19 protein-coding genes are annotated in these 20,214 nt (G+C 69.2%); 17 read left to right on the top strand and 2 right to left on the bottom strand.

All coding sequences use genetic code 11. The annotated features are described in order from the left end of the window. Nucleotides 1-88 precede the first annotated feature (88 nt). From sufU to CHC08_RS27535, 5 genes are all read left to right on the top strand, one after another. Nucleotides 89-526: a Fe-S cluster assembly sulfur transfer protein SufU gene (sufU, locus tag CHC08_RS27555; protein WP_089210278.1), complete on the top strand. Its 438-nt coding sequence runs from the start codon at nucleotides 89-91 to the stop codon at nucleotides 524-526. Further along, nucleotides 523-888, top strand: a complete 366-nt coding sequence (locus CHC08_RS27550; protein WP_089210277.1) for a metal-sulfur cluster assembly factor — start codon at nucleotides 523-525, stop codon at nucleotides 886-888. Before sufU ends, CHC08_RS27550 begins: the two co-directional genes overlap by 4 nt. 365 nt (nucleotides 889-1,253) lie before the next feature. After that, nucleotides 1,254-2,954, top strand: coding sequence for a DEAD/DEAH box helicase (locus tag CHC08_RS27545; RefSeq protein ID WP_089210321.1), 1,701 nt, complete (start codon nucleotides 1,254-1,256; stop codon nucleotides 2,952-2,954). Nucleotides 2,955-3,298: 344 nt separating this feature from the next. Further along, nucleotides 3,299-4,057 carry a class I SAM-dependent methyltransferase gene (locus CHC08_RS27540; RefSeq protein ID WP_089210320.1) on the top strand — a complete coding sequence of 253 codons (759 nt, stop codon included), beginning with the start codon at nucleotides 3,299-3,301 and terminating at the stop codon, nucleotides 4,055-4,057. 545 nt (nucleotides 4,058-4,602) lie between these two features. Further along, complete coding sequence (locus CHC08_RS27535) at nucleotides 4,603-5,031, top strand: metalloregulator ArsR/SmtB family transcription factor (RefSeq protein WP_089210319.1); 429 nt, start codon at nucleotides 4,603-4,605, stop codon at nucleotides 5,029-5,031. Between the two features lie 78 nt (nucleotides 5,032-5,109). Here the strand turns inward: CHC08_RS27535 and CHC08_RS27530 are convergent, their stop codons facing one another. Further along, nucleotides 5,110-6,135 (bottom strand): LacI family DNA-binding transcriptional regulator, encoded by a 1,026-nt coding sequence (locus CHC08_RS27530; RefSeq protein WP_089210276.1) that lies wholly within the window; start codon nucleotides 6,133-6,135, stop codon nucleotides 5,110-5,112. A 163-nt stretch (nucleotides 6,136-6,298) separates the two neighbouring features. On the opposite strand from CHC08_RS27530, the gene CHC08_RS27525 reads away from it, so the two are divergent. From CHC08_RS27525 to CHC08_RS27470, 12 genes are all read left to right on the top strand, one after another. After that, complete coding sequence (locus CHC08_RS27525) at nucleotides 6,299-8,080, top strand: ABC transporter substrate-binding protein (protein WP_089210275.1); 1,782 nt, start codon at nucleotides 6,299-6,301, stop codon at nucleotides 8,078-8,080. A gap of 87 nt (nucleotides 8,081-8,167) precedes the next feature. Beyond that, the gene (locus CHC08_RS27520; protein ID WP_089210274.1) at nucleotides 8,168-9,163 is read left to right on the top strand and encodes an ABC transporter permease; all 996 of its coding nucleotides are present in this window, start codon (nucleotides 8,168-8,170) and stop codon (nucleotides 9,161-9,163) included. Further along, entirely contained in the window at nucleotides 9,160-10,020 is an 861-nt protein-coding gene (locus CHC08_RS27515; RefSeq protein ID WP_089210273.1) for an ABC transporter permease, read from the top strand. The genes CHC08_RS27520 and CHC08_RS27515 overlap by 4 nt, the downstream gene beginning before the upstream one ends. A gap of 34 nt (nucleotides 10,021-10,054) precedes the next feature. Then, nucleotides 10,055-10,996, top strand: coding sequence for an ABC transporter ATP-binding protein (locus CHC08_RS27510; RefSeq protein WP_089210272.1), 942 nt, complete (start codon nucleotides 10,055-10,057; stop codon nucleotides 10,994-10,996). After that, entirely contained in the window at nucleotides 10,996-11,880 is an 885-nt protein-coding gene (locus CHC08_RS27505) for an ABC transporter ATP-binding protein (RefSeq protein ID WP_089210318.1), read from the top strand. Before CHC08_RS27510 ends, CHC08_RS27505 begins: the two co-directional genes overlap by 1 nt. Before the next feature lie 65 nt (nucleotides 11,881-11,945). Beyond that, nucleotides 11,946-14,366, top strand: coding sequence for a glycoside hydrolase family 2 protein (locus CHC08_RS27500; protein ID WP_089210317.1), 2,421 nt, complete (start codon nucleotides 11,946-11,948; stop codon nucleotides 14,364-14,366). Between the two features lie 113 nt (nucleotides 14,367-14,479). Continuing rightward, nucleotides 14,480-14,743: a phosphoribosyl-ATP diphosphatase gene (locus tag CHC08_RS27495; protein WP_089210316.1), complete on the top strand. Its 264-nt coding sequence runs from the start codon at nucleotides 14,480-14,482 to the stop codon at nucleotides 14,741-14,743. 68 nt (nucleotides 14,744-14,811) lie between these two features. Continuing rightward, complete coding sequence (gene hisG, locus CHC08_RS27490; protein ID WP_089210271.1) at nucleotides 14,812-15,657, top strand: ATP phosphoribosyltransferase; 846 nt, start codon at nucleotides 14,812-14,814, stop codon at nucleotides 15,655-15,657. A gap of 137 nt (nucleotides 15,658-15,794) precedes the next feature. Next, nucleotides 15,795-16,679, top strand: a complete 885-nt coding sequence (locus tag CHC08_RS27485) for an ABC transporter ATP-binding protein (RefSeq protein ID WP_089210270.1) — start codon at nucleotides 15,795-15,797, stop codon at nucleotides 16,677-16,679. Further along, nucleotides 16,676-17,413 carry an ABC transporter permease gene (locus CHC08_RS27480; RefSeq protein WP_089210269.1) on the top strand — a complete coding sequence of 246 codons (738 nt, stop codon included), beginning with the start codon at nucleotides 16,676-16,678 and terminating at the stop codon, nucleotides 17,411-17,413. The genes CHC08_RS27485 and CHC08_RS27480 overlap by 4 nt, the downstream gene beginning before the upstream one ends. Further along, entirely contained in the window at nucleotides 17,410-18,549 is a 1,140-nt protein-coding gene (locus tag CHC08_RS27475; RefSeq protein ID WP_089210268.1) for a sensor histidine kinase, read from the top strand. Before CHC08_RS27480 ends, CHC08_RS27475 begins: the two co-directional genes overlap by 4 nt. Beyond that, entirely contained in the window at nucleotides 18,546-19,151 is a 606-nt protein-coding gene (locus CHC08_RS27470; RefSeq protein WP_089210267.1) for a response regulator transcription factor, read from the top strand. Before CHC08_RS27475 ends, CHC08_RS27470 begins: the two co-directional genes overlap by 4 nt. A 106-nt stretch (nucleotides 19,152-19,257) precedes the next feature. Here the strand turns inward: CHC08_RS27470 and CHC08_RS27465 are convergent, their stop codons facing one another. Beyond that, the gene (locus tag CHC08_RS27465; RefSeq protein WP_089210266.1) at nucleotides 19,258-20,118 is read right to left on the bottom strand and encodes a siderophore-interacting protein; all 861 of its coding nucleotides are present in this window, start codon (nucleotides 20,116-20,118) and stop codon (nucleotides 19,258-19,260) included. Between the last annotated feature and the right edge of the window lie 96 nt (nucleotides 20,119-20,214).

Raw genomic sequence — 20,214 nt, 5'->3', positions numbered from 1 at the left:
GCAACGAGCCGGCCGGGCCCCTCCGGGGCGCGGTCACCGGTGACGCACGGGCATACGGTGCAGCGAACGAGAAGGTGAGCACGACCATATGATCGCCGAGTCCATGTACCAGGAGCTGATCCTGGAACATTACAAGCATCCACAGGGGCGAGGTCTCAGGGACCCGTACGACGCCGAGGTTCACCACGTGAACCCGACGTGCGGCGACGAGATCACCATGCGTGTGAAGGTGGGCGACGGCGGCAAGGTCGAGGACGTCTCCTACGACGGCCAGGGCTGTTCGATCAGCCAGGCCGCCGCCTCGGTTCTGCACGAGCTGACCACGGGCTCGACCGTGGACGAGACGCTCGCCGTGGTGGACGAGTTCACCCGGCTCATGCAGGGCAGGGGCAAGGTGGAGGCCGACGAGGACGTGCTCGGGGACGCCGTGGCGTTCGCCGGGGTCGCCAAGTTCCCCGCCCGGGTGAAGTGCGCTCTACTGGCTTGGATGGCCTACAAGGACGCGGTCGTTAGGAGTTCTAAATGAGCAAGGCTGTTGAGACGCCGACGACGGCGTATGACGGAGATGTCTCCCTTGACGAGATCATGGAGGCCCTCAAGGACGTCGTGGACCCCGAGCTGGGCATCAACGTGGTCGACCTGGGCCTGATCTACGGGGTCAACCTCGACGCCGCGGCGCCCGGCACCCCGCCGATCGCCACCATCGACATGACGCTGACCAGCGCGGCCTGCCCGCTGACCGACGTCATCGAGGACCAGGCGCACTCCGCCCTGGACGGCATGGTCTCCGATGTGAAGATCAACTGGGTCTGGCTTCCGCCGTGGGGCCCGGACAAGATCACCGATGAGGGTCGCGAGCAGCTCCGCATGCTCGGATTCAACGTTTGATCCGCACTTCCAGGTACGGCTCGCGCCCTCGGGTGCGAGCCGTACCGAATTATGTGAGAGGATGCCCGGTGCCGGGAAGAAAAGCCCGGCACGGAGTGTTGACTCCATTCGACGGACAAGCGTTCATCTCATGATGCACGCCCCGACCGAGCCTGGCACTGCGAACGCCGGGTATGCTTGATCGTGGTTTGACTGCGTGCGGGTAAGCTAGACCCGCCCCGTGCGGTGCGCCTCGACTTGCACCGCACTACCGCCCCCATGTGGGTGTTGATTGAGCGCGGCCTCAGGCCGCGCGTTCCAGGCTCGTCCTTTCGCAGAAGTGACGTGCCCCGTACTTCTATCGAAAGGCACGAGTCTTCGTGACCATGCTTGACGCTGCCCTGCCCGAAATCACCGAGATCTCTGAGGCCCCCGCCGGCCCGTCCGAGTTCACGCTCCTCGGCCTGCCGAAGCCGCTGGTGACCGGGCTTTCCCGCCAGGGCATCGACAGTCCCTTCCCCATCCAGCGGGCCACGATCCCCGACATTCTCGCTGGAAGTGACGTCCTCGGCCGTGGCCAGACCGGTTCCGGCAAGACGCTGGCCTTCGGCCTGCCCATGATGACCCGCATCTCCGGCTCCAAGGCCCGCCCGGGCCACCCGCTGGCCATCATCCTGGTGCCGACCCGCGAGCTGGCCATGCAGGTCACCGACGCGCTCGAGCCCCTCGGCCGCGGTCTGTCCCTGCGGATGAAGACCGTCGTCGGCGGCATGTCCATGGGCCGCCAGATCGAGGCCCTGCGTCGTGGTGTCGAGGTCGTCGTGGCCACGCCGGGCCGCCTCACCGACCTGATCCAGCAGGGCGAGTGCACGCTGGACGAGGTCCGCGTGACCGTCCTGGACGAGGCCGACCACATGTGCGACCTCGGATTCTTCCCGGTCGTCAGCGCGATCCTCCAGCAGACCCCTTCCGACAGCCAGCGCCTGCTGTTCTCGGCCACCCTCGACGGCGACGTCGACAAGCTCGTCCGGCGCTTCCTCACCAACCCGGTGACCCACTCGATGTCCCCGGCCCTGTCGTCGGTGGACACCATGGAGCACCACGTGCTCGAGGTTCACCGCGACGACAAGTTCCCGGTGACCGCCGAGATCGCCAACCGCGAGGGCCGGACGATCATGTTCGTGCGCACCCAGCACGGAGTGGACCGTCTCTGCAAGCAGCTCGCCCAGGTCGGCATCAAGGCCGGCGGCCTGCACGGCGGCAAGCGCCAGAACCAGCGCACCCGCATCCTGGCCGAGTTCAAGGAAGGTGCGATCAACGTCCTGGTCTGCACCGACGTCGCGGCCCGCGGCATCCACGTCGACAACATCAGCCTCGTGCTGCACGTCGACCCGCCGCAGGACCACAAGAGCTACCTGCACCGTGGTGGCCGTACCGCTCGTGCGGGGGAGAAGGGCACCGTCATGACGCTGGTGCTCCCCAACGAGCGTCGCTCCACCGACGCGATGACCCGTCGCGCCGGCATCAAGCCGTCCCGCATCAAGGCGACCCCGGGCCACCCGCGCCTGGAGGAGGCCGCCGGTGCGCGTCGTCCCACCGGCGAGCCGATCCCGGTCTGGGAGCCCTCGGCCCCCGCGACCAAGCAGCGTCAGCGCCGCGAGGGCTTCGGCGGCAGCGGTGGCGGTGGCGGCCGTGGCCCGCGCCGGTTCCGTGAGCGTTCCCCTCACAGCGGTGGCGGCGAGGGCTACCAGCCCCGTGAGCGTCCCGCCGGCGACGACAGCCGTGGCGGCTACCGTTCCGACCGTCCGGCGAGCGACCGCCCCACCGGTGGTGGCTACCGTTCGGACCGTCCGGCCGGTGACCGTCAGCCGTTCCGCGCCGACAGGCCGAGCACGGGTGGCGGCGGCTACCGTTCCGACCGTCCGGCCAGTGACCGCCCCACCGGTGGTGGCTACCGTTCGGACCGTCCGGCCGGTGACCGTCAGCCGTTCCGCGCCGACAGGCCGAGCACGGGTGGCGGCCGCGGCGGCGAGTTCCGCTCCGAGGGCCGTCCCGACAACCGCGGTGGTGGCCACTACGGCCGCTGATCACCTCGTAGGTTGATCAACGCATAGAACGACCCTGAAAGGGCCGGTACGGCAGTCGCCGTACCGGCCCTTTTCTCGTCTCCGGCGGGGAGCCGCCGATCCTCGTCTCCACCGGCATCGCCGGGCCTCGTCTCCGACGGGAGCCGCCGGGCCGGTGATGCCGATGGACTCGACAACCCGGCCGACCGCGGGCGAGTGGGTGTTCCCTGTCCCCGGGCGCCTCCGCGCCGGTCGGGGGCCGGAGCTCGACCCGTGTTTCCTGAAGGCCGTGTCTCCCAGGGGGCGGGCAGGGCGCGGGGAGAAATTCGTTGGACGGCCGGTGAGGAGACTGCCAACCTTTGATCATGACGACGCGAACGTTCGAGGAACTGGTCGCCGAGGCCGAATCCGTCTCGGTCGATGGCTGGGACTTCTCCTGGCTGGACGGCCGGGCGACGGAGGAGCGTCCCTCGTGGGGTTACTCACGGCTCGTGGGGGAGCGGATGGCGCACGCCGTCGCCGCGCTCGACATCCAGACCGGCGGGGGTGAGGTGCTCGCCGGTGTTCCGCGGCTCCCTTCCCTGACGGTCGCCACGGAGTCCTGGCCACCGAACATCGCGCTCGCGACCGCGAGGCTGCGCCCACGGGGGGTCGCGGTCGTCGCCGACGACGACGAGCCGAGGCTCCCGTTCGGTGACGGCGTCTTCGACCTGGTGATCAGCCGTCACCCGGTGACCACCTGGTGGCAGGAGATCGCCCGGGTGCTCCAGCCGGGAGGAACGTATCTCTCCCAGGAGGTCGGCCCGAGGAGCGTCGGGGAGCTGACGGAGTTCTTCATGGGACCGCGGCCGCCCGGCTCGGCCCGTGACCCCGAACGTGCCAGGGCGGCGGCCGAGGCCGCCGGTCTCGAGGTGGTCGACCTTCGCCTGGAGTCCCTGCGGATGACGTTTCACGACATCGGCGCCGTGATCTACTTCCTGCGGAAGGTGATCTGGATCGTGCCGGGGTTCACCGTCGACCGGTACCGTAGCGAACTCGGGACCCTTCACGACCGGATCCTGGCGAGGGGTCCCTTCGAAGCGCATGCGACGCGATTTCTCATCGAAGCCCGTAAACCGGTCTGACGGCCCCCCGGCTCGCGCGGCGAAAACCGAGCCGGACGCTCCTTGAACCGGTCTGGCGGCCTCAGGCCCATGGGGAGAAGATCGTAGGCGAACGATCCTTGAACCGGTCTGACCACCCATGGCTCATGGGGCGAAGACCGAGTCGGACGGTTTTTGAACCGGTCTGGCGGCCTCAGGCTCACGGGGAGAAGATCGAGGCGAACGATCCTTGATTGCCGGCAACCAAGGATCGCCGGCGTCGCGGCGGCGAGGGAACGGCTGAGGACGTAATGGCCGCACTCGCGGTTGCCTCGTCCCCGAACGCTCCGATCGGAGTGACTTCCTGGGTTCCGCCGTCCGGCATGCTCACCTCCGCTGTCTGGAAACATATAGTGATTCATCGGGGACTTAAAGTAATAGTCATGGGCATGTAAAGATGCTGGTTCGCATTTTCCCAAGTGAGAAGATCGTTGGAGTCGAATCATTCGAGTGCGGCCTGCGACACCGAACGGGCTCGGTCGGACTCGCGTTGACTTGTATAAGTCCTTGCTGAAATTCTGATGTCTGTGCATGCGTTCGATGTCCTGGGCGATCCGGTCCGGCGCCGGATTCTGGAGCTGCTCGCCGACGGCGAGCAGGCGGCCGGCGCGATCAGCGCGATCGTTCAGGAGGAGTTCGGGATCTCCCAGCCGGGGGTGTCGCAGCATCTGCGAGTGCTGCGCGAGAACGGCTTCGCGACGGTCCGGGCCGAAGGCACCCGCCGCCTGTACGCCGTCGATCCCGCGCCCCTGCGGGAGGTCGACGCGTGGCTCGAACGCTACCGGCGGTTCTGGACCCCGCACCTGGACGCGCTGGCCACCGAGCTCGCCCGAGGCAAGCGCGCCCGGCGCGTGGCCGGTGAATCCGGAAGTGCTCCCGAGGCGGGGCCGGTGAAGCTCAGGAGCCCTGAGAATTCCGGGAACGCGGCCCGGCGTGGGGCCGGCGAGGCCGGCTGAGGCCGGGCTCTGCCCGCCGGTGCCCATCGGTTCTATCCGAGCCACATCGATGACGCCGCCGAGGGAGAGAGAAGTGGTCTATCCGTGCGGGACGCCGGAGGGCGGGGGAGCGGTGCTGCCGCGGGGGGTGAGGCGAGCCGCCTCGTCCTGGAAGGCGCCCACGTCCTCCCCGGCGATCAGAGCGAGCAGGCGGCGGGCCGCGTGCCCGCCGTACGCCGAGATGTCGCGGCTGAGGGCGGTGAGCGGGGGCCGGACCACCTGGGAGAGCGGTGAGTCGTCCCAGGCGACGATGGACAGGTCGCGGGGGACGTCCAGACGTAGGTCCTGGGCCGCCGACAGCCCGGCCACGGCCATGATGTCGTTGTCGTAGACGATCGCGGTGGGCCGGGCGGGAGAGCTGAGCAGCCGCCGGGTGGCGCGCGCGCCCTCCTCGCCGGTGTAGTCGGTGTGCACCGTCACCTGCTCGGCCACGCCCTCGCAGGCCTCGGCGAACGCCCGGTCCCGCAGCGCCGTGTGGACCAGGCGGGGCAGTCCGGCGACCCTGGCGATCCTGCGATGACCCAGCGCGACCAGGTATTCCACCGTCTCTCGTACGGCGCCGCCGTCGTCGGACCAGACGGAGACCAGCGCCCCCGACTCCGACGGATGGCCGATCACCACGGTGGGCAGCCCCAGTGTCTCGAACTCGGCCACCCGGGGGTCGCCGACGTGCAGGTCGACGAGGATGGCGCCGTCGACGCGGCCCTCTCCCCACCAGCGGCGGTAGACCGCGACCTCCTGCCGGTGGTCGCCGACCACCTGGAGCATGAGCGCGTAGGAGCGGGCGGAGAGCTCGCCCTCGATCCCGCTGATGAGCTCCATGAAAAACGGCTCCATGCCGAGGGTGCGGGCGGGACGGCACAGGGCCAGGCCGACGGCGCCCGCTCGCGCGCCGTTCAGCGCCCGGGCGGCGCTGTTGGGGCGCCAGCCGATCTCCTCGGCGATCGCCATGATCCTGGCACGGGTGCTCTCCGAGACGCCGGGCTGCCCGTTGAGGGCATAGGAGACGGCTCCCTTGGAGACTCCGGCCTGCCTGGCGACGTCCGCGATCGTCGGTCTTCTCATGATCCCCCTTGTTGACGGAGGTGATTATAGCTGAACCGGTCCAGTTGCCTATTGACACCCACGACACATGGACTTTACGGTCGCGTTACTTATCCGGTTCAGAAAGTGCATGCGATCGCGGCCTTCGATTGGGAGCGCTCCCATGCCGGAAAGGGGAACATCGATGCGGACTCGATGGAGACTGTTGACCCTCGGTGCGGCGGCCTGCCTGGTCGCCGCCGGCTGCACGGGGGGTTCCACGCAGCCGTCCGCCCCGAGCGGGGCGCCGCAGGCCTCGGGCAGCGCGGCCCCGGCCCCGGCGGGGAGCGGGGCGGACGCGGCGAACGCGGCGTTCCCGCGTAAAGAGACGCTGTACACCAGCGGCACTCAGTGGGGCCCGCCGGCCAACTGGAACCCCCTGCGGACCTGGGACTCGGCCACCGGCACCAAGGGCCTCGTCTACGAGACGCTGTTCCTGTACGACCCCCAGACCGACAAGTTCACGCCCTGGCTGGCGGAGAGCGGCACCTGGACCGGCGAGAAGACCTACGAGCTCAAGCTGCGCAAGGGGGTCACCTGGGCGGACGGCAAGCCCTTCACCGCCGCCGACGTGGTCTTCACCGTCGAGCTCGGCAAGATGAAGACCGTCCCCTACGCCAACCTGTGGACCTGGCTGGAGAAGGCGGAGGCGACCGACGACCAGACGGTGACGTTCACCTTCTCCAAGGCCAACTACCAGCAGTGGGCCAACTGGGTCTACAACAACGCGATCGTCCCCAAGCACCTCTGGGAGGGGCGCTCCGAGGACGAGGTGATGAACGGGACGAACGAGAAGCCGATCGGCACGGGACCGTACGCCTACCACAGCCACGACCAGGACCGCATGGCCTGGGTCAAGCGTGACGGCTGGTGGGCCACGGCGGCGCTGGGCAGGGACGTCAAGCCCAAATACGTCGTCGACATCGTCAACTCCAGCAACGAGGTGGCGATGGGCCTGCTGCTGCAGAAGGGCCTGGACCTCAGCAACAACTTCCTGCCCGGGATCGCCAACCTGGTCAAGGGGAACTTCGGCATCCAGTCCTACTATCCCGAGCCTCCCTACATGCTGTCGGCCAACACGGCCTTCCTGGTCCCCAACACCGCGAAGAAGCCGATGGACGACCCCGCCTTCCGCAAGGCGATCGCCAACTCCATCGACACCAAGAAGATCGTCGAGGGCGTCTACGGCAACCTGGTCAAGGCGGCCGGTCCCACGGGCCTGCTGCCCCAGTGGGACAAGTACGTCGACACGGCGGTGGTGAGCGAGAAGGGCTTCGCCTTCGACACGGGCAAGGCGAAGAAGCTCCTGGCCGACGCGGGCTACAAGGACACCGACGGCGACGGGTTCGTGGAGAACAAGGACGGCTCCAAGGCCTCGCTGAAGATCATCGTCCCGGCGGGGTGGACCGACTGGATGGAGGCCTCCCGGGTCATCGCCGAGGGCGCCAAGGCCGCCGGGATCGACCTCACCCCCGAGTTCCCCGACTACAACGCGCTGGTGGACCAGCGGGGGTCCGGCAAGTTCGACCTGCTGCTCAACAACGAGCGGCAGCTGTCCAACACGCCCTGGATGTACTACGACTACATCTTCCAGCTGCCGGTCAACAAGCTGCAGAACACCGTCAACTTCGGCCGCTACGAGAACAAGAAGGCCTGGGACCTCGTCCAGGAACTCGACGGCAAGAAGGTCGACGACGTCGAGGGGATGAAGCAGGTCGCCTCGGAGATCCAAAAGATCCAGCTGGACGATCTTCCGGTGATCCCGCTCTGGTACAACGGCCTGTGGGCCCAGACCAGCAACGCGGTCTGGACGAACTGGCCGTCCTCGGCGGCGGGCACGCCCAAGTCCCCGCCGGCCATGTGGCGCAACTGGCTCGAACTCGGCGGCGTCCTGACCCTGACCGACCTGAAGCCGGTAGGCGGCTGACCGACGATCCTCACCCCTTTCCCCGCGCTGTTTCCGAAGTGTTTCGCGCGGGGAAAGGGGCCCATCTCGCCGATTCGGGAGGATCGTTTGCGACGCTATTTCGGCAGGAAGCTGCTCGTCTACGGGCTCACCTTCCTCGTGGCGGTCACGATCAACTGGATGATCCCGCGCTTCATGCCGGGGGATCCCGTGCAGAGCATGCTCGCCAGGGCCAACGTCTCGCAGCCCGCCGCCGTGGAGGCGATGCGCGCGCACTACACGAACCTGTTCGGGCTGGACCTGCCGCTCTGGAAGCAGTACGGCAACTTCTGGGCCGCGCTGTTCCAGGGTGACCTGGGCACCAGCATCTGGCTGTTCCCGACCCCCGTGACCGACGTCATCATGCGGGCGGTGCCGTACACGCTGGCACTGCTCATCCCGGCCATCCTGCTCAGCTGGTGGGCGGGCAACAGGTTCGGCGCGTTCGCGGCCAGGCGCAAGTGGCTGGACAACACCGTGCTGCCGATCGGCTACGTGCTCACCGCGACCCCCTACATGTGGCTGGCCATCCTGCTGGCCTGGGGGCTGGGCATCGTCGCGGGGGTCTTCCCCGTCTCGGGCGGCTACAGCTTCGCCATGCGGCCCAACCTGTCGTGGGAGTTCGTGGGAGACCTCGCGCTCCACTGGTTCCTGCCGTTCGTCTCGCTCTTCCTCGTCGCGTTCGGCGGATGGGCGATCGGCATGCGCAACATGATCATCTATGAGCTGGAGGCCGACTACTCCACCTACCTGTCCTCACTCGGGGCGCCCCAGCGCCTGATCCGGCGCTACGCGTTCAGGAACGCCGTCCTGCCGCAGATCACCGGCCTGGCCCTGCAACTCGGCGTGCTCGTGGCGGGCGCCCTGGTCACCGAGATCGTCTTCTCCTATCCGGGACTCGGCCACCTGATCCTCCAGGCGATCCAGAACCAGGACTTCTTCCTGCTCCAGGGGGCCTTCCTGTTCATCGTCGTGGGCGTGCTGGCAGCCAACTTCATCATCGACGTCGTCTACGTCCTGGTCGACCCCCGCACCAGGACCGGGATGGGAGGCGAGGCGGCATGACGGCCGTTCCCGCGAGGCGCCACGAGGGCCTGTACTTCGCGATCCGCAACGGCAAGCTCCTGGCGGGGCTGGTCGTGCTGGTCCCGCTGATCGTCCTGGCCGTCGCCGGTCCGATGTTCGTCGAGGGCGATCCGAACGCCTACGTCGGCATCCCCGCCTCCTCACCCTCGGCCGAACACTGGTTCGGCACCACCATGTTCGGCCAGGACATCTTCGCCCAGTTCCTGTACGGCATGCGGGTCACCTTCGTGGTGGGGCTGCTCGGCGGAGGGCTGGCCGCGATCATCGGCATGGTGATCGGCTTCACCGCCGGCTACCGGGGCGGGCTGGTCGACGAGGTGCTGAACATGCTCACCAACATCGTCCTGGTCCTGCCCGCGCTGGCCGTACTCCTGATCGTCAACGCCTACCTGGGCATCCGCAGCGTCGGCGTGCAGGCGCTCTTCATCGGGCTCACCTCCTGGCCCTGGGCGGCGAGGGCCATCAGGGCCCAGACGTTCTCGCTGCGCTCGCGGGACTTCGTGGACCTGGCCCGGCTGAGCGGGGTCCGCACCTGGAAGATCATCGTCAGGGAGATCGCGCCCAACATGAGCTCCTACCTGTTCATGACGTTCATCCTGCTGTTCGGCGGGTCGATCCTGATCGCCGCCTCGCTCGACTTCATCGGGCTCGGGCCGAGCCAGGGCGTCTCGCTCGGCCTGATGCTCAACAACGCGGCCCGCTGGAGCGCGCTCCACCTGGGCATGTGGTGGTGGTTCGTGCCTCCGGGGGCCGGAATCACCGCCATCGTCGGCGCCCTCTACGTCACGAACGTCGGCCTGGACGAGGTGTTCAACCCGAAGCTGAGGGAGCTGTGATGACCGAGACCGTGCTCGCCCCGGGGAAGGCTTCATGACACTGCGCGTTGACGACCTGCGGGTCCACTACCGGACCCTGCGGGGCGAGGTGAAGGCGATCGACGGCGTCACCTTCGACGTCGGCGACGGGGAGATCCTGGGGCTGGCCGGGGAGTCGGGCTGCGGCAAGACCACCCTCGGCAAGAGCCTGATCAGGATGGACGGCCGGATGCGGCTGGCCGGAGGCGCCGCCGAGCTCGACGGCGAGGAGCTGCCGATCGGTGACGACCACCGGATGAACCCCTTCCGCTTCACCAAGGTGTCGATCATCCCGCAGTACTCCATGAGCGCCATGAACCCCACCCGCAGGATCGGCAGGATGGTCGCCGAGCTGCTCCGCTCCCGCGGGCGGCAGCTGGACACCGACGAGCTGGGACGCCGCCTGGACCTGGTCGAGCTGCCGCGCGAGGTCCTCCAGCGGTATCCGATCGAGCTGTCCGGCGGCATGAAACAGCGGATGGTCATGGTCATCTCCACCCTGCTCGACCCCTCCCTGCTCATCGCCGACGAGATCACCTCCGCGCTCGACGTGTCGACCCAGAAGGCCGTGGCCAGGACCCTCGTGGAGTTCCGGGACCGCGGGTTCGTGCGCAGCATGATCTTCATCACCCACGACATCTCGCTGACCTACCAGATCGCCGACACGATCATGGTCATGTACGCGGGGAAGCTGGCCGAGAAGGCTCCGGCGGGCGTGATCGTCGGCGAGCCGCGCCATCCCTACACCCGGTTGCTGATCTCCTCGCTGCCGGAGGTCGGCGTCCGCTACACCGATCGCCGGCTCGCAGGCATCCCCGGCGAGCCGCCCTCGCTGCTGGATCCGCCCGCCGGCTGCCGGTTCAGGGACCGATGCCCCCTGGCGTTCGACAAGTGCGCCGAGGAACCCCCGGTGGTCGAGGTCGAACCCGGCCACCACGTCGCATGCTGGAAGGCCTGATGCTGAGACTCGACGGGATCACGAAGATCTACAAGGTGGGCGCCTTCGGCGGCAGGACCATGACCGCCGTCGACGACGTGAGCTTCGACCTGCGGCCGGGGGAGGTGGTCTCGCTCATCGGGGAGAGCGGCAGCGGCAAGACCACCATCGGCAGGATGATCCTCGGGCTGACGTCTCCCTCCGGAGGCTCGATCACCCTCGACGGGGCCCGCGTCACACCCGGCAAGGCCTACTACCGCCACGTCCAGGGCGTCTTCCAGGATCCGTTCAGCTGCTACAACCCGGTCTTCAAGGTCGACCGCGTGCTCCAGATGATCAAGAACGAGTACTTCCCCGGGGTCGCCGCCTCCGAGTGGGAGGGCAGGATCACCGAATCGCTCAAGGAGGTCAGGCTCAACCCCGGCCAGGTCCTCGGCAAATATCCGCACCAGCTCAGCGGCGGCCAGCTCCAGCGCCTGCTGATCGCCAGGGCGCTCCTGCTCGACCTCAGGTTCCTGGTCGCCGACGAGATCACCAGCATGCTGGACGCGTCCACCAGGATCGACGTCCTCAACCTGCTCGCCGACCTGAAGTCGCGGGGCCTCGGCGTGCTGTTCGTCACCCACGACCTCTCGCTGGGCAACTACATCAGCGAGCGGGCCGTGGTCCTGTACCGGGGGCAGGTGGTCGAGTCGGGCCCCACCGAGATGGTGTTCGGCAACCCCCTGCACCCCTACACGATCAAGCTGCTGTCCTCGGTTCCGCAGCTCACCACAAAATGGGACGGTGCGTCCGCCACCCTCCGCGACGACGGGCCCGCTGCGCCCTCCACACTGGTGGAGGCCGAACCGGGGCATCTCGTCCGGCAGGACGATGCGCCCACACGACTGAGGAGCGTGAGTTGAGAACTCTGCACGACGGCTGGACTCTTTCCCGGGTGGGCTCCTCGGGCTCCGAGGCGGGCTCTGAGATGGGCTCCCAGATGGGGAAAGAGCTCTCCCGCGTCGCGGCCACGGTGCCGGGGTGCGTGCACACCGACCTGCTGGCCGCCGGGCTGATCGAGGACCCCTACCTGGACGACAACGAGACCCGGCTGACCTGGATAGGCCGCTCCGGCTGGGACTACGAGACGACGTTCGTCTGGCACGCCGACGACCGCGACCGGACCGACCTGGTCTGCGAGGGGCTCGACACGGTCGCCACGGTGGTGCTCAACGACGTCGAGGTCGCGGTCACGGCCAACCAGCACCGCTCCTACAGCTTCGCCGTACGGGATCTGCTTGTGGAGGGGAAGAACACGCTGCGGGTGCGGTTCGCCTCGCCGTACGAATACATCGAGGCGCGCAGGGCCGAGCTCGGCGACCGGCCGGGCTCCTACGACGACCGCTACCAGTTCATCAGGAAGATGGCCTGCAACTTCGGCTGGGACTGGGGGCCGGCGGTGGTCACCTCCGGCATCTGGCGGCCGATCGGGCTGCGGTCGTGGAGCGGGGCCCGGCTGGCGTCGGTCCGGCCGCTGGTGAGCGGTGACGGGCGGGTCGAGGTGCACGTCACGATCGAGCGGGCGTCCGCCGGCGCGGCTTCCGGGGCGACCTCCGGCACGGGTTCCGGCGCGGCATCTGGGACGGACTCCAGTGCGACCTCCGGGGCGGACGGACGGCCGGACGGGCCTCCGTTGACGGTCACGGCCTCGGTCGCGGGCATCGAGCACGAGGTACGGCTGGCGCCCGGCGAGAACGAGGCCGTCCTGACGCTCCAGGTGCCGGACCCGGAGCTGTGGTGGCCCCGCGGCTATGGCGAGCAGACGCGCTACGAGCTTGTCGTCGGCCTCGGCGAGGAGACCTGGAGCCGGCGGATCGGTTTCCGCGACGTCCACCTGGACCGGACGGACGAGGCGTTCACCCTCGCCGTCAACGGCGTCCCGGTGTTCGTGCGCGGGGTGAACTGGATCCCCGACGACTGCTTCCCCGCCCGGGTCACCCGCGAGCGGCTGGCCGAGCGGTTCGGCCAGGCCCTCGCGGCGAACGTGAACCTCCTGCGGGTCTGGGGCGGCGGCCTGTACGAGAGCGAGGACTTCTACGACCTGGCTGACGAGCTCGGCCTGCTGGTCTGGCAGGACTTCCCGTTCGCCTGCGCCGCCTACCCGGAGGAGGAGCCCTTCGCCGCCGAGGTGGAGGCCGAGGCGCGCGAGAACGTCACCCGCCTGGCCTGGCGTCCCTCGCTGATCCTGTGGTGCGGCAACAACGAGAACATCGAGGGCCACGCCGACTGGGGCTGGCAGGAGGAGCTGGGCGAGCGCACCTGGGGGGCAAGCTTCTACTACGACCTGCTGCCCTCCGTGGTGGCCGAGCTCGACCCGACCCGCCCCTACTGGCCGGGCAGCCCCTACTCCGGCCGCCCCGACCTGCCGCCAAAGGACCCCGAGCGCGGCACCGTCCACATCTGGGACGTCTGGAACCGAGAGGACTACACCCGCTACGCCGCCTACCGCCCCCGGTTCGTGGCCGAGTTCGGCTTCCAGGGCCCGCCCGCCTACGCCACCCTGCGCGGCGCCGTCTCCGACGACCCCCTCACCCCCTCCTCGCCCGGCGTCCTCCACCACCAGAAGGCCGCCGACGGCAACGCCAAACTCCTGCGGGGCCTGGGCTCCCACCTGCCCCGGCCGGAGACCTTCGACGACTGGCACTACCTCACCCAGCTCAACCAGGCGCGGGCGATGGCCTTCGGCATCGAGCGGTTCCGGGCGCTGGCGCCGTACTGCATGGGCACGATCGTCTGGCAGCTCAACGACTGCTGGCCGGTCACCTCCTGGGCCGCGATCGACGGGCAGGGCCGCCGCAAGCCGCTGTGGTACGCGCTGCGCCGCGTCTACGCCGACCGCCTGCTCACGGTCCAGGACGGCGCCGTGGCGGTGGTCAACGACAGCGCGGAGCCGTGGGCGGGCGAGCTGGAGCTCCTGCGGCTCGGTCTGACCGGTGAGCCGCTGGCCAAGGAGACCGTCAGGGTCGAGGTGGCGTCCCGTGCCGTGGCGAGGGTCCCGATTCCCGAGGGTGTCGCCACGCCCGGGAATCCGGCCGCCGAACTGCTGTCCGCACGGCTGGGGGAGCACCGTGTCATTACGTTCTTCGCCGAGGATCCGGAGGTCGACTTCCCCGTCGCGGCCTACGAGACCGAGGTGGTCCCCTCGGGAGACGGCCTGGACGTCACGATCACCGCCCGGACCGTCCTGCGCGACCTGGCCCTGTTTCCCGACCGCCTCGATCCCGCCTCCTCGGTCGACGACATGCTCCTGACCCTGCTCCCCGGGGAGAGCGTCACCCTCCACGTGACCGGTTCGCCCGATCCCGCCGCACTCGTCACCCACCCGGTGCTCAGATGCGTCAACGACTGACCGGCCGTTCCTTCTCGTGTGACCGATTCGTGTCCCACGGTGTGGACGCGCACGCGAGACGGCCGGTGGGCGGATACGCTTGACGAGCACATCCGACGATGGCGAGAGAGATCATGAAGACCTTCGAAGAGCTGTATACCGAGCTGTCCGACAAGGCGCGCACCCGGCCCGAGGGTTCGGGCACCGTGGCCGCGCTGGACGCCGGTGTCCATGCCATCGGCAAGAAGGTCGTGGAGGAGGCCGCCGAGAGCTGGATGGCGGCCGAGCACGAGTCGAACGACCGTGCCGCGGAGGAGATCTCCCAGCTCCTCTACCACGTGCAGGTTCTCATGATCGCCAAGGGGATCGGGCTGGACGAGGTCTACAAGCATCTGTGAGCCGGTGAGCCCGGCTCACGGCATCACGGCCCCGTAGACCACACTCCACACGTAAGGAACCTCACGCCATGTTGCGTCTTGCCGTCCCGAACAAGGGCGCCCTCACCGAGGCAGCCCAGACGATACTGAAGGAAGCCGGATACCGCGCGCGCAAGGACAGCAAGGAGCTCGTGGTCGTCGACCCCGAGAACTCCTGCGAGCTGTTCTTCCTGCGGCCCAAGGACATCGCCGTCTACGTCGGCGAGGGCACCCTGGACGCCGGGATCACCGGCCGTGACATGCTCCGCGACTCCGGAGCGCAGGTCGAGGAGCTGATCCCGCTCGGCTTCGGCAGATCCACCTTCCGCTTCGCCGCCAACCCCGACGAGTTCGTCTCCGTCGCGGACCTCAAGGGCAAGCGCATCGCGACCTCCTACGCGGGCCTGCTGGAGGCCTACCTCGCCGAGCAGGGCGTCGAGGCCCGGGTGATCAAGCTGGACGGCGCGGTCGAGACCGCGGTCCGCCTGGGCGTGGCCGACGCCGTGGCCGACGTCGTGGAGACCGGCACCACGCTGCGCAACATGGACCTCGAGGTGTTCGGCGAGCCGATCGCCCACTCCGAGGGCGTGCTGATCAAGCGGGTCGGCGCCGTGGAGACCCAGGGGCTCATGCAGCTCATGCGCCGTCTCCAGGGCGTGCTGGTCGCCCGCGACTACGTGATGATGGACTACGACATCCGGGCCGAGCGGATCGAGGAGGCCATCGCCCTCACCCCGGGCATGGAGGGTCCCACGGTCTCCCCGCTGCACCGGGAGGGCTGGGTCGCGGTCCGTGCCATGGTGCCGCGCAAGGGGCACCAGCAGGTGATGGACCAGCTCTGGGAGATGGGCGCGAAGGCCATCCTGGTCACCGCCATCTTCGCCTGCCGCCTCTGAGCGGTGTCCGGCTCCGTCTGATGCCGCCCGGCGTTGTTTGACGGCGTCCGGGGCCGCCGGTCTTTCTGACAAATGTCACCGCCAAACCCGGAGAACAGGCACTGAGGATCATGTCTTGACGCTTCTAGCGTTGAGGCATGAAAGCCATCGCCTTCACCGACGTGAGCAAGAGCTACGGGAACGTGCTCGCCGTCGACGGGCTGGACCTCGCGGTCGAGGCCGGCCAGACCGTCGCGCTGCTCGGCCCCAACGGGGCGGGCAAGTCCACCTCCATCAACATGCTGCTCGGCCTGCTCCGCCCGACCCGGGGCCGGATCGAGATCCTCGGCCGCCTCCCGGAGGAGGCGGTCTCCCGGGGTGAGATCGGGGCCATGACGCAGAGCGGCGAGCTCATTCCCGAGCTCACCGTCGGTGAGCTGGTCGACTTCGTGCGGCGGCTCTACCCCTCCCCGCTCGGTCTGGACGAGATCCTGAAGACGGCGGATCTCACGGATCTGGTGCGGCGGCGCGCCGCCAAGCTGTCCGGCGGGCAGGCCCAGCGGGTCAGGTTCGCCCTGGCCATCGCGGGCGCGCCCAAGCTGCTCGTGCTGGACGAGCCCACCGCGGCCATGGACGTGGAGTCGCGGCTGAGGTTCTGGGCGGGCATGCGTGACTACGCGGCCGGGGGCCGGACGGTCCTGTTCGCCACCCACTACCTCGAAGAGGCCGACGAGCACTCCGACCGGGTCATCGTGATCTCCGGGGGCCGGATCGTGGCCGACGGCACCGCCGCGCAGATCAAGGCCGGGGCCGGCGGCCATACCGTCCGTTTTGTCCTGGACGGCCAGTCGTCGACGGGGCTGGACGCCCTGCCGGGCGTCTCCGCCGTGGAGATCTCGGCGGGCACCGCCACGCTGCGCACCGCCGACCCCGACGCCACCGTGGCGGCCCTCTACCGGGGCACCTCGCTGGAGGTCCGTGAGCTGCGGATCACCGGGGCCGACCTCGAAGACGCCTTCCTCGCACTCACCCGGGAGCCATGATGCCGAACTACATCAAGATCGAGATCTTGCGGATGCTGCGCAACAAGCGCTACATCATCTTCGTGGTGGGCTTCCCCCTGGCGTTCTACCTGCTGTACTCCAGCCTGTGGGGCGCCGAGGCGGACTCCAACGGAGTGAAGGGCAGCCTCATCCTGATGGTCTCCATGGCCGCCTACGGCGCGCTGGCGGCCTCGATGATGAGCACCTCCGTGCCGTGGGCACAGGAGCGGCAGTCCGGCTGGCTCCGCCAGTTGCAGATCACCCCGCTGCCGAGCTGGTCGATCGTCGTCACCAAGCTGATCACCTCACTGCTGCTGGTGCTGCCCTCCCTGGTGCTGGTCTGCCTGGCCGCGGTGCTCACCCAGGGCGTCTCGCTGCGGGCCTGGCAGTGGGCCGCGCTGCTCCCGATCATGTGGATCGGCACCGTCCCGTTCGCCGCGCTCGGCCTGATCATCGGCTCCCTGCTGTCCGCCGACAGCGCTCAGCCGGTCGCGATGATCTGCATGCTCGGGCTGTCGTTCATCGGCGGCCTGCTGATCCCGGTGGAGGTCATGTCCGCGACCGTGAAGAGCGTCGCGCAGGTCACGCCCTCCTTCTCCTACGCTGACATGGGCTGGCACCTGGTCGCGGGCACGGCGCCGCCGCTGCGGGACGTGGCGACGATCCTGGTCTGGGCCGCCGTTCTGGGGACCGTCGCGGTGTTCGCCTACCGCCGGGCTACCGTACGAGCATGAAACTCAGCCAGGCCTTCACCCTCGAGGGGACGGGAGGGATCCTGTCCCCCTGGCGGCGGCTCTCCTGGATGTCCATCGGCCTGGTGTATCTGTGCTTTCCGATACTGGACATCGCCACCGGGCAGGTGACCGGCGCGAGGGCCGTGTGGGGCGCCCTCGGGCTGGTCGCCTTCATCGCCCTCTACGTCGCCGTGGTGTTGAGCCAGCGCACCTTCGGGGAGCCGACCCATCTGAGCCACCTGCTGCTGGCCGCGGTCACGGTCCTGGCCGTCGGCCTGCCGATCCTCTTCGGCGGCGGCTGGATGACGTTGCCGATCTACGTGACGGTGCTCTACAGCATGGCGCTGCGCCCTCGCGTGGCGGTCGCCGGCATCGTCGGCATGGGCGTCACCGTCGCGCTGATCAGCACGCTGAAGCAGAACGACCTGGGCAGCACCCTGGTTTTCGTCTTCCAGGTCGCCACGCTCGGCATCCTGTTCGTGGGCGTGCGCAACACCCGGCTGCTGGTGACCCAGCTCCGCCAGGCGCAGGAGGAGGTGGCCCGGCTGGCCGCGAGCGAGGAACGGCTGCGCATCGCCCGGGACCTGCACGATCTGCTCGGCCACAGCCTGTCGCTGATCGTGCTGAAGAGCGAGCTGGCCGGGCGGCTGGCCGAGAGCGGCTCGGAACGGGCGGTGGCGGAGATCAACGACATCGAGTCGGTGGCCAGGGAGGCGCTGGTGGAGGTGCGCGACGCCGTCACCGCCTACCGGCAGCGCGGCCTGTCGGGCGAGCTGGACGGCGCCCGCGCCGCGATGGAGGCGGCGGGGACGCGGGTGACGGTCCGGCTGGCGGGAACACCGCTGCCCGACGCGCTGGACGGGCTGCTCGGCTGGGCGGTGCGCGAGGGGGCCACCAACGTCATCCGGCACGCGCGAGCGACCCGGTGCCAGATCGAGGTGACCTGCGACGGGGAGGGCACCGTCCTGGAGATCGTGGACGACGGACGCGGGGCGGCGCCGTACGGACCGGGCAGCGGGCTGACCGGGCTGACCGAACGGGTGGAGGCGGCCGGCGGGACGGTGTCCGCCGGTCCGGGCGAGACCGGCTTCGCCCTCAGGGTGGCGGTCCCGACGGCTGTGGGAGGGCGGGCATGATCCGGGTGCTGCTGGTGGAGGACCAGGCGATGGTCCGGGGCGCGCTGGCCTCGCTGCTCGGCCTGGAGCCCGACATCGAGGTGGTGGGGGAGGCCGCCTCCGGCCCTGAGGCGCTCGCCGTCGCGCTCGGGATCCGGCCGGACGTCGTATTGCTCGACGTCGAGATGCCCGGGGGCGACGGCATCACCGCCGGGGCGCGGATCCGCGAGGCGCTCCCCGGCTGCCACATCATGATCCTGACCACCTTCGGCCGTCCCGGCTACCTGCGCAGGGCGATGGAGGCGGGCGCGGTGGCCTTCCTGGTCAAGGACAGCCCGGCCCGCGAGCTCGCCGCCGCCATCCGCCGGGTCCGCGACGGTGAGCGGGTCATCGACCCCGGTCTGGCCGCGGCCGCGCTCAGCGCGGGCCCCAACCCGCTGTCGCCTCGCGAGCGCAACGTCCTGGCCGCCGCGGCGGACGGCTCCACCATCGCCGACGTCGCCGGGAGCCTTCACCTGTCGGAGGGCACGGTCCGCAACTATCTCTCCTCGGCCATCCAGAAGACCCACGCGCGCAACCGGATCGAGGCCGTCCAGCGAGCCCAGACCCACGGCTGGCTCTGACCCGCGACGGGCTGCCGGGACCGTCCGGCGAGCCCGGACCCGCGGGCGGCTCCGATCGAGGCGGCTCCGGCTCAGGAGACCGGCTCTGATCCGGGAGGCTCCGGGCTCAGGAGGAGAGCGCGGCGGCCTCCTCCTGCTCGATCTGCTCGTTCCACTCGCGCTTGGAGGAGCGCCAGGCCTCGTCGTCGCGACCGAGGCGCCAGTAGCCGGAGATGGACAGCTGCGGCAGCGGGATGCGCCGTTCGGTGCGCAGGTGGCGTCTGAGCTCCCTGACGAAGGTGGCCTCGCCGTGCACGAAGGCATGTACGGCGCCGGGCGGGAAGTCGAGCTCCCGCACCGCTCTGACGAGCGCCTCGCCGACCGGCGCGCCGCCGCGGTGCAGCCAGAAGATCTTCGTGTCGGCGGGGGAGCCGAGTGACTGCTCCTCCTCCGCGTTCTCCACCTCGATGAAGACCCGGGCCTGCGCGCCTGCGGGCAGGCCCTCCAGGGCGGTGGCGATGGCGGGCAGCGCGCTCTCGTCTCCCACGAGGAGGTGCCAGGCGGCGTCCGGATCGGGGGCGTAGCCGCCGCCGGGGCCGAAGAAGTGGATCTCCTCGCCCGGCTGGACCCGATCGGCCCACGGCCCGGCCAGGCCGCTGTCGCCGTGGTAGACGAAGTCGAGTGTCAGCTCGGCCGCCTCGGGGTCCCATGCGCGGACGGTATAGGTCCGGGTGGTGGGCCACTGGTCACGGGGCAGGTCGCGCTGGATCGCCTCCATGTCGAACGGCTTCGGGTAGGTCACCCCGGGCGGGGGGAACAGGAGCTTCACATAGTGGTCGGTGAACTCACCCACCTCGAAGCCCGCGAGGCCCTCGCCGCCGAGCACCACCCGGATCATGTGCGGGGTGAGCCGCTCCACCCGCCGCACTTCGCCGCGGGTCGTCCTGCGTACGGGGCGCGCGGGGCGTGCGGGCCTGTCGTCTGCCATATGCCACTCCCGGGGGCGTTAAGTTAGGTAAGCCTAACTCTTAGCATATGCCATTGAAGTGCGGAAAAGTTTTGGCGATTCGGCCAACGTAAAGGC

The organism is Streptosporangium subroseum (assembly GCF_900188345.1).
GTDB lineage: Bacteria > Actinomycetota > Actinomycetes > Streptosporangiales > Streptosporangiaceae > Streptosporangium > Streptosporangium subroseum.
Note: the sequence above shows the minus strand (reverse complement) of the source record. Positions and strands in the feature narration are given on the sequence as shown.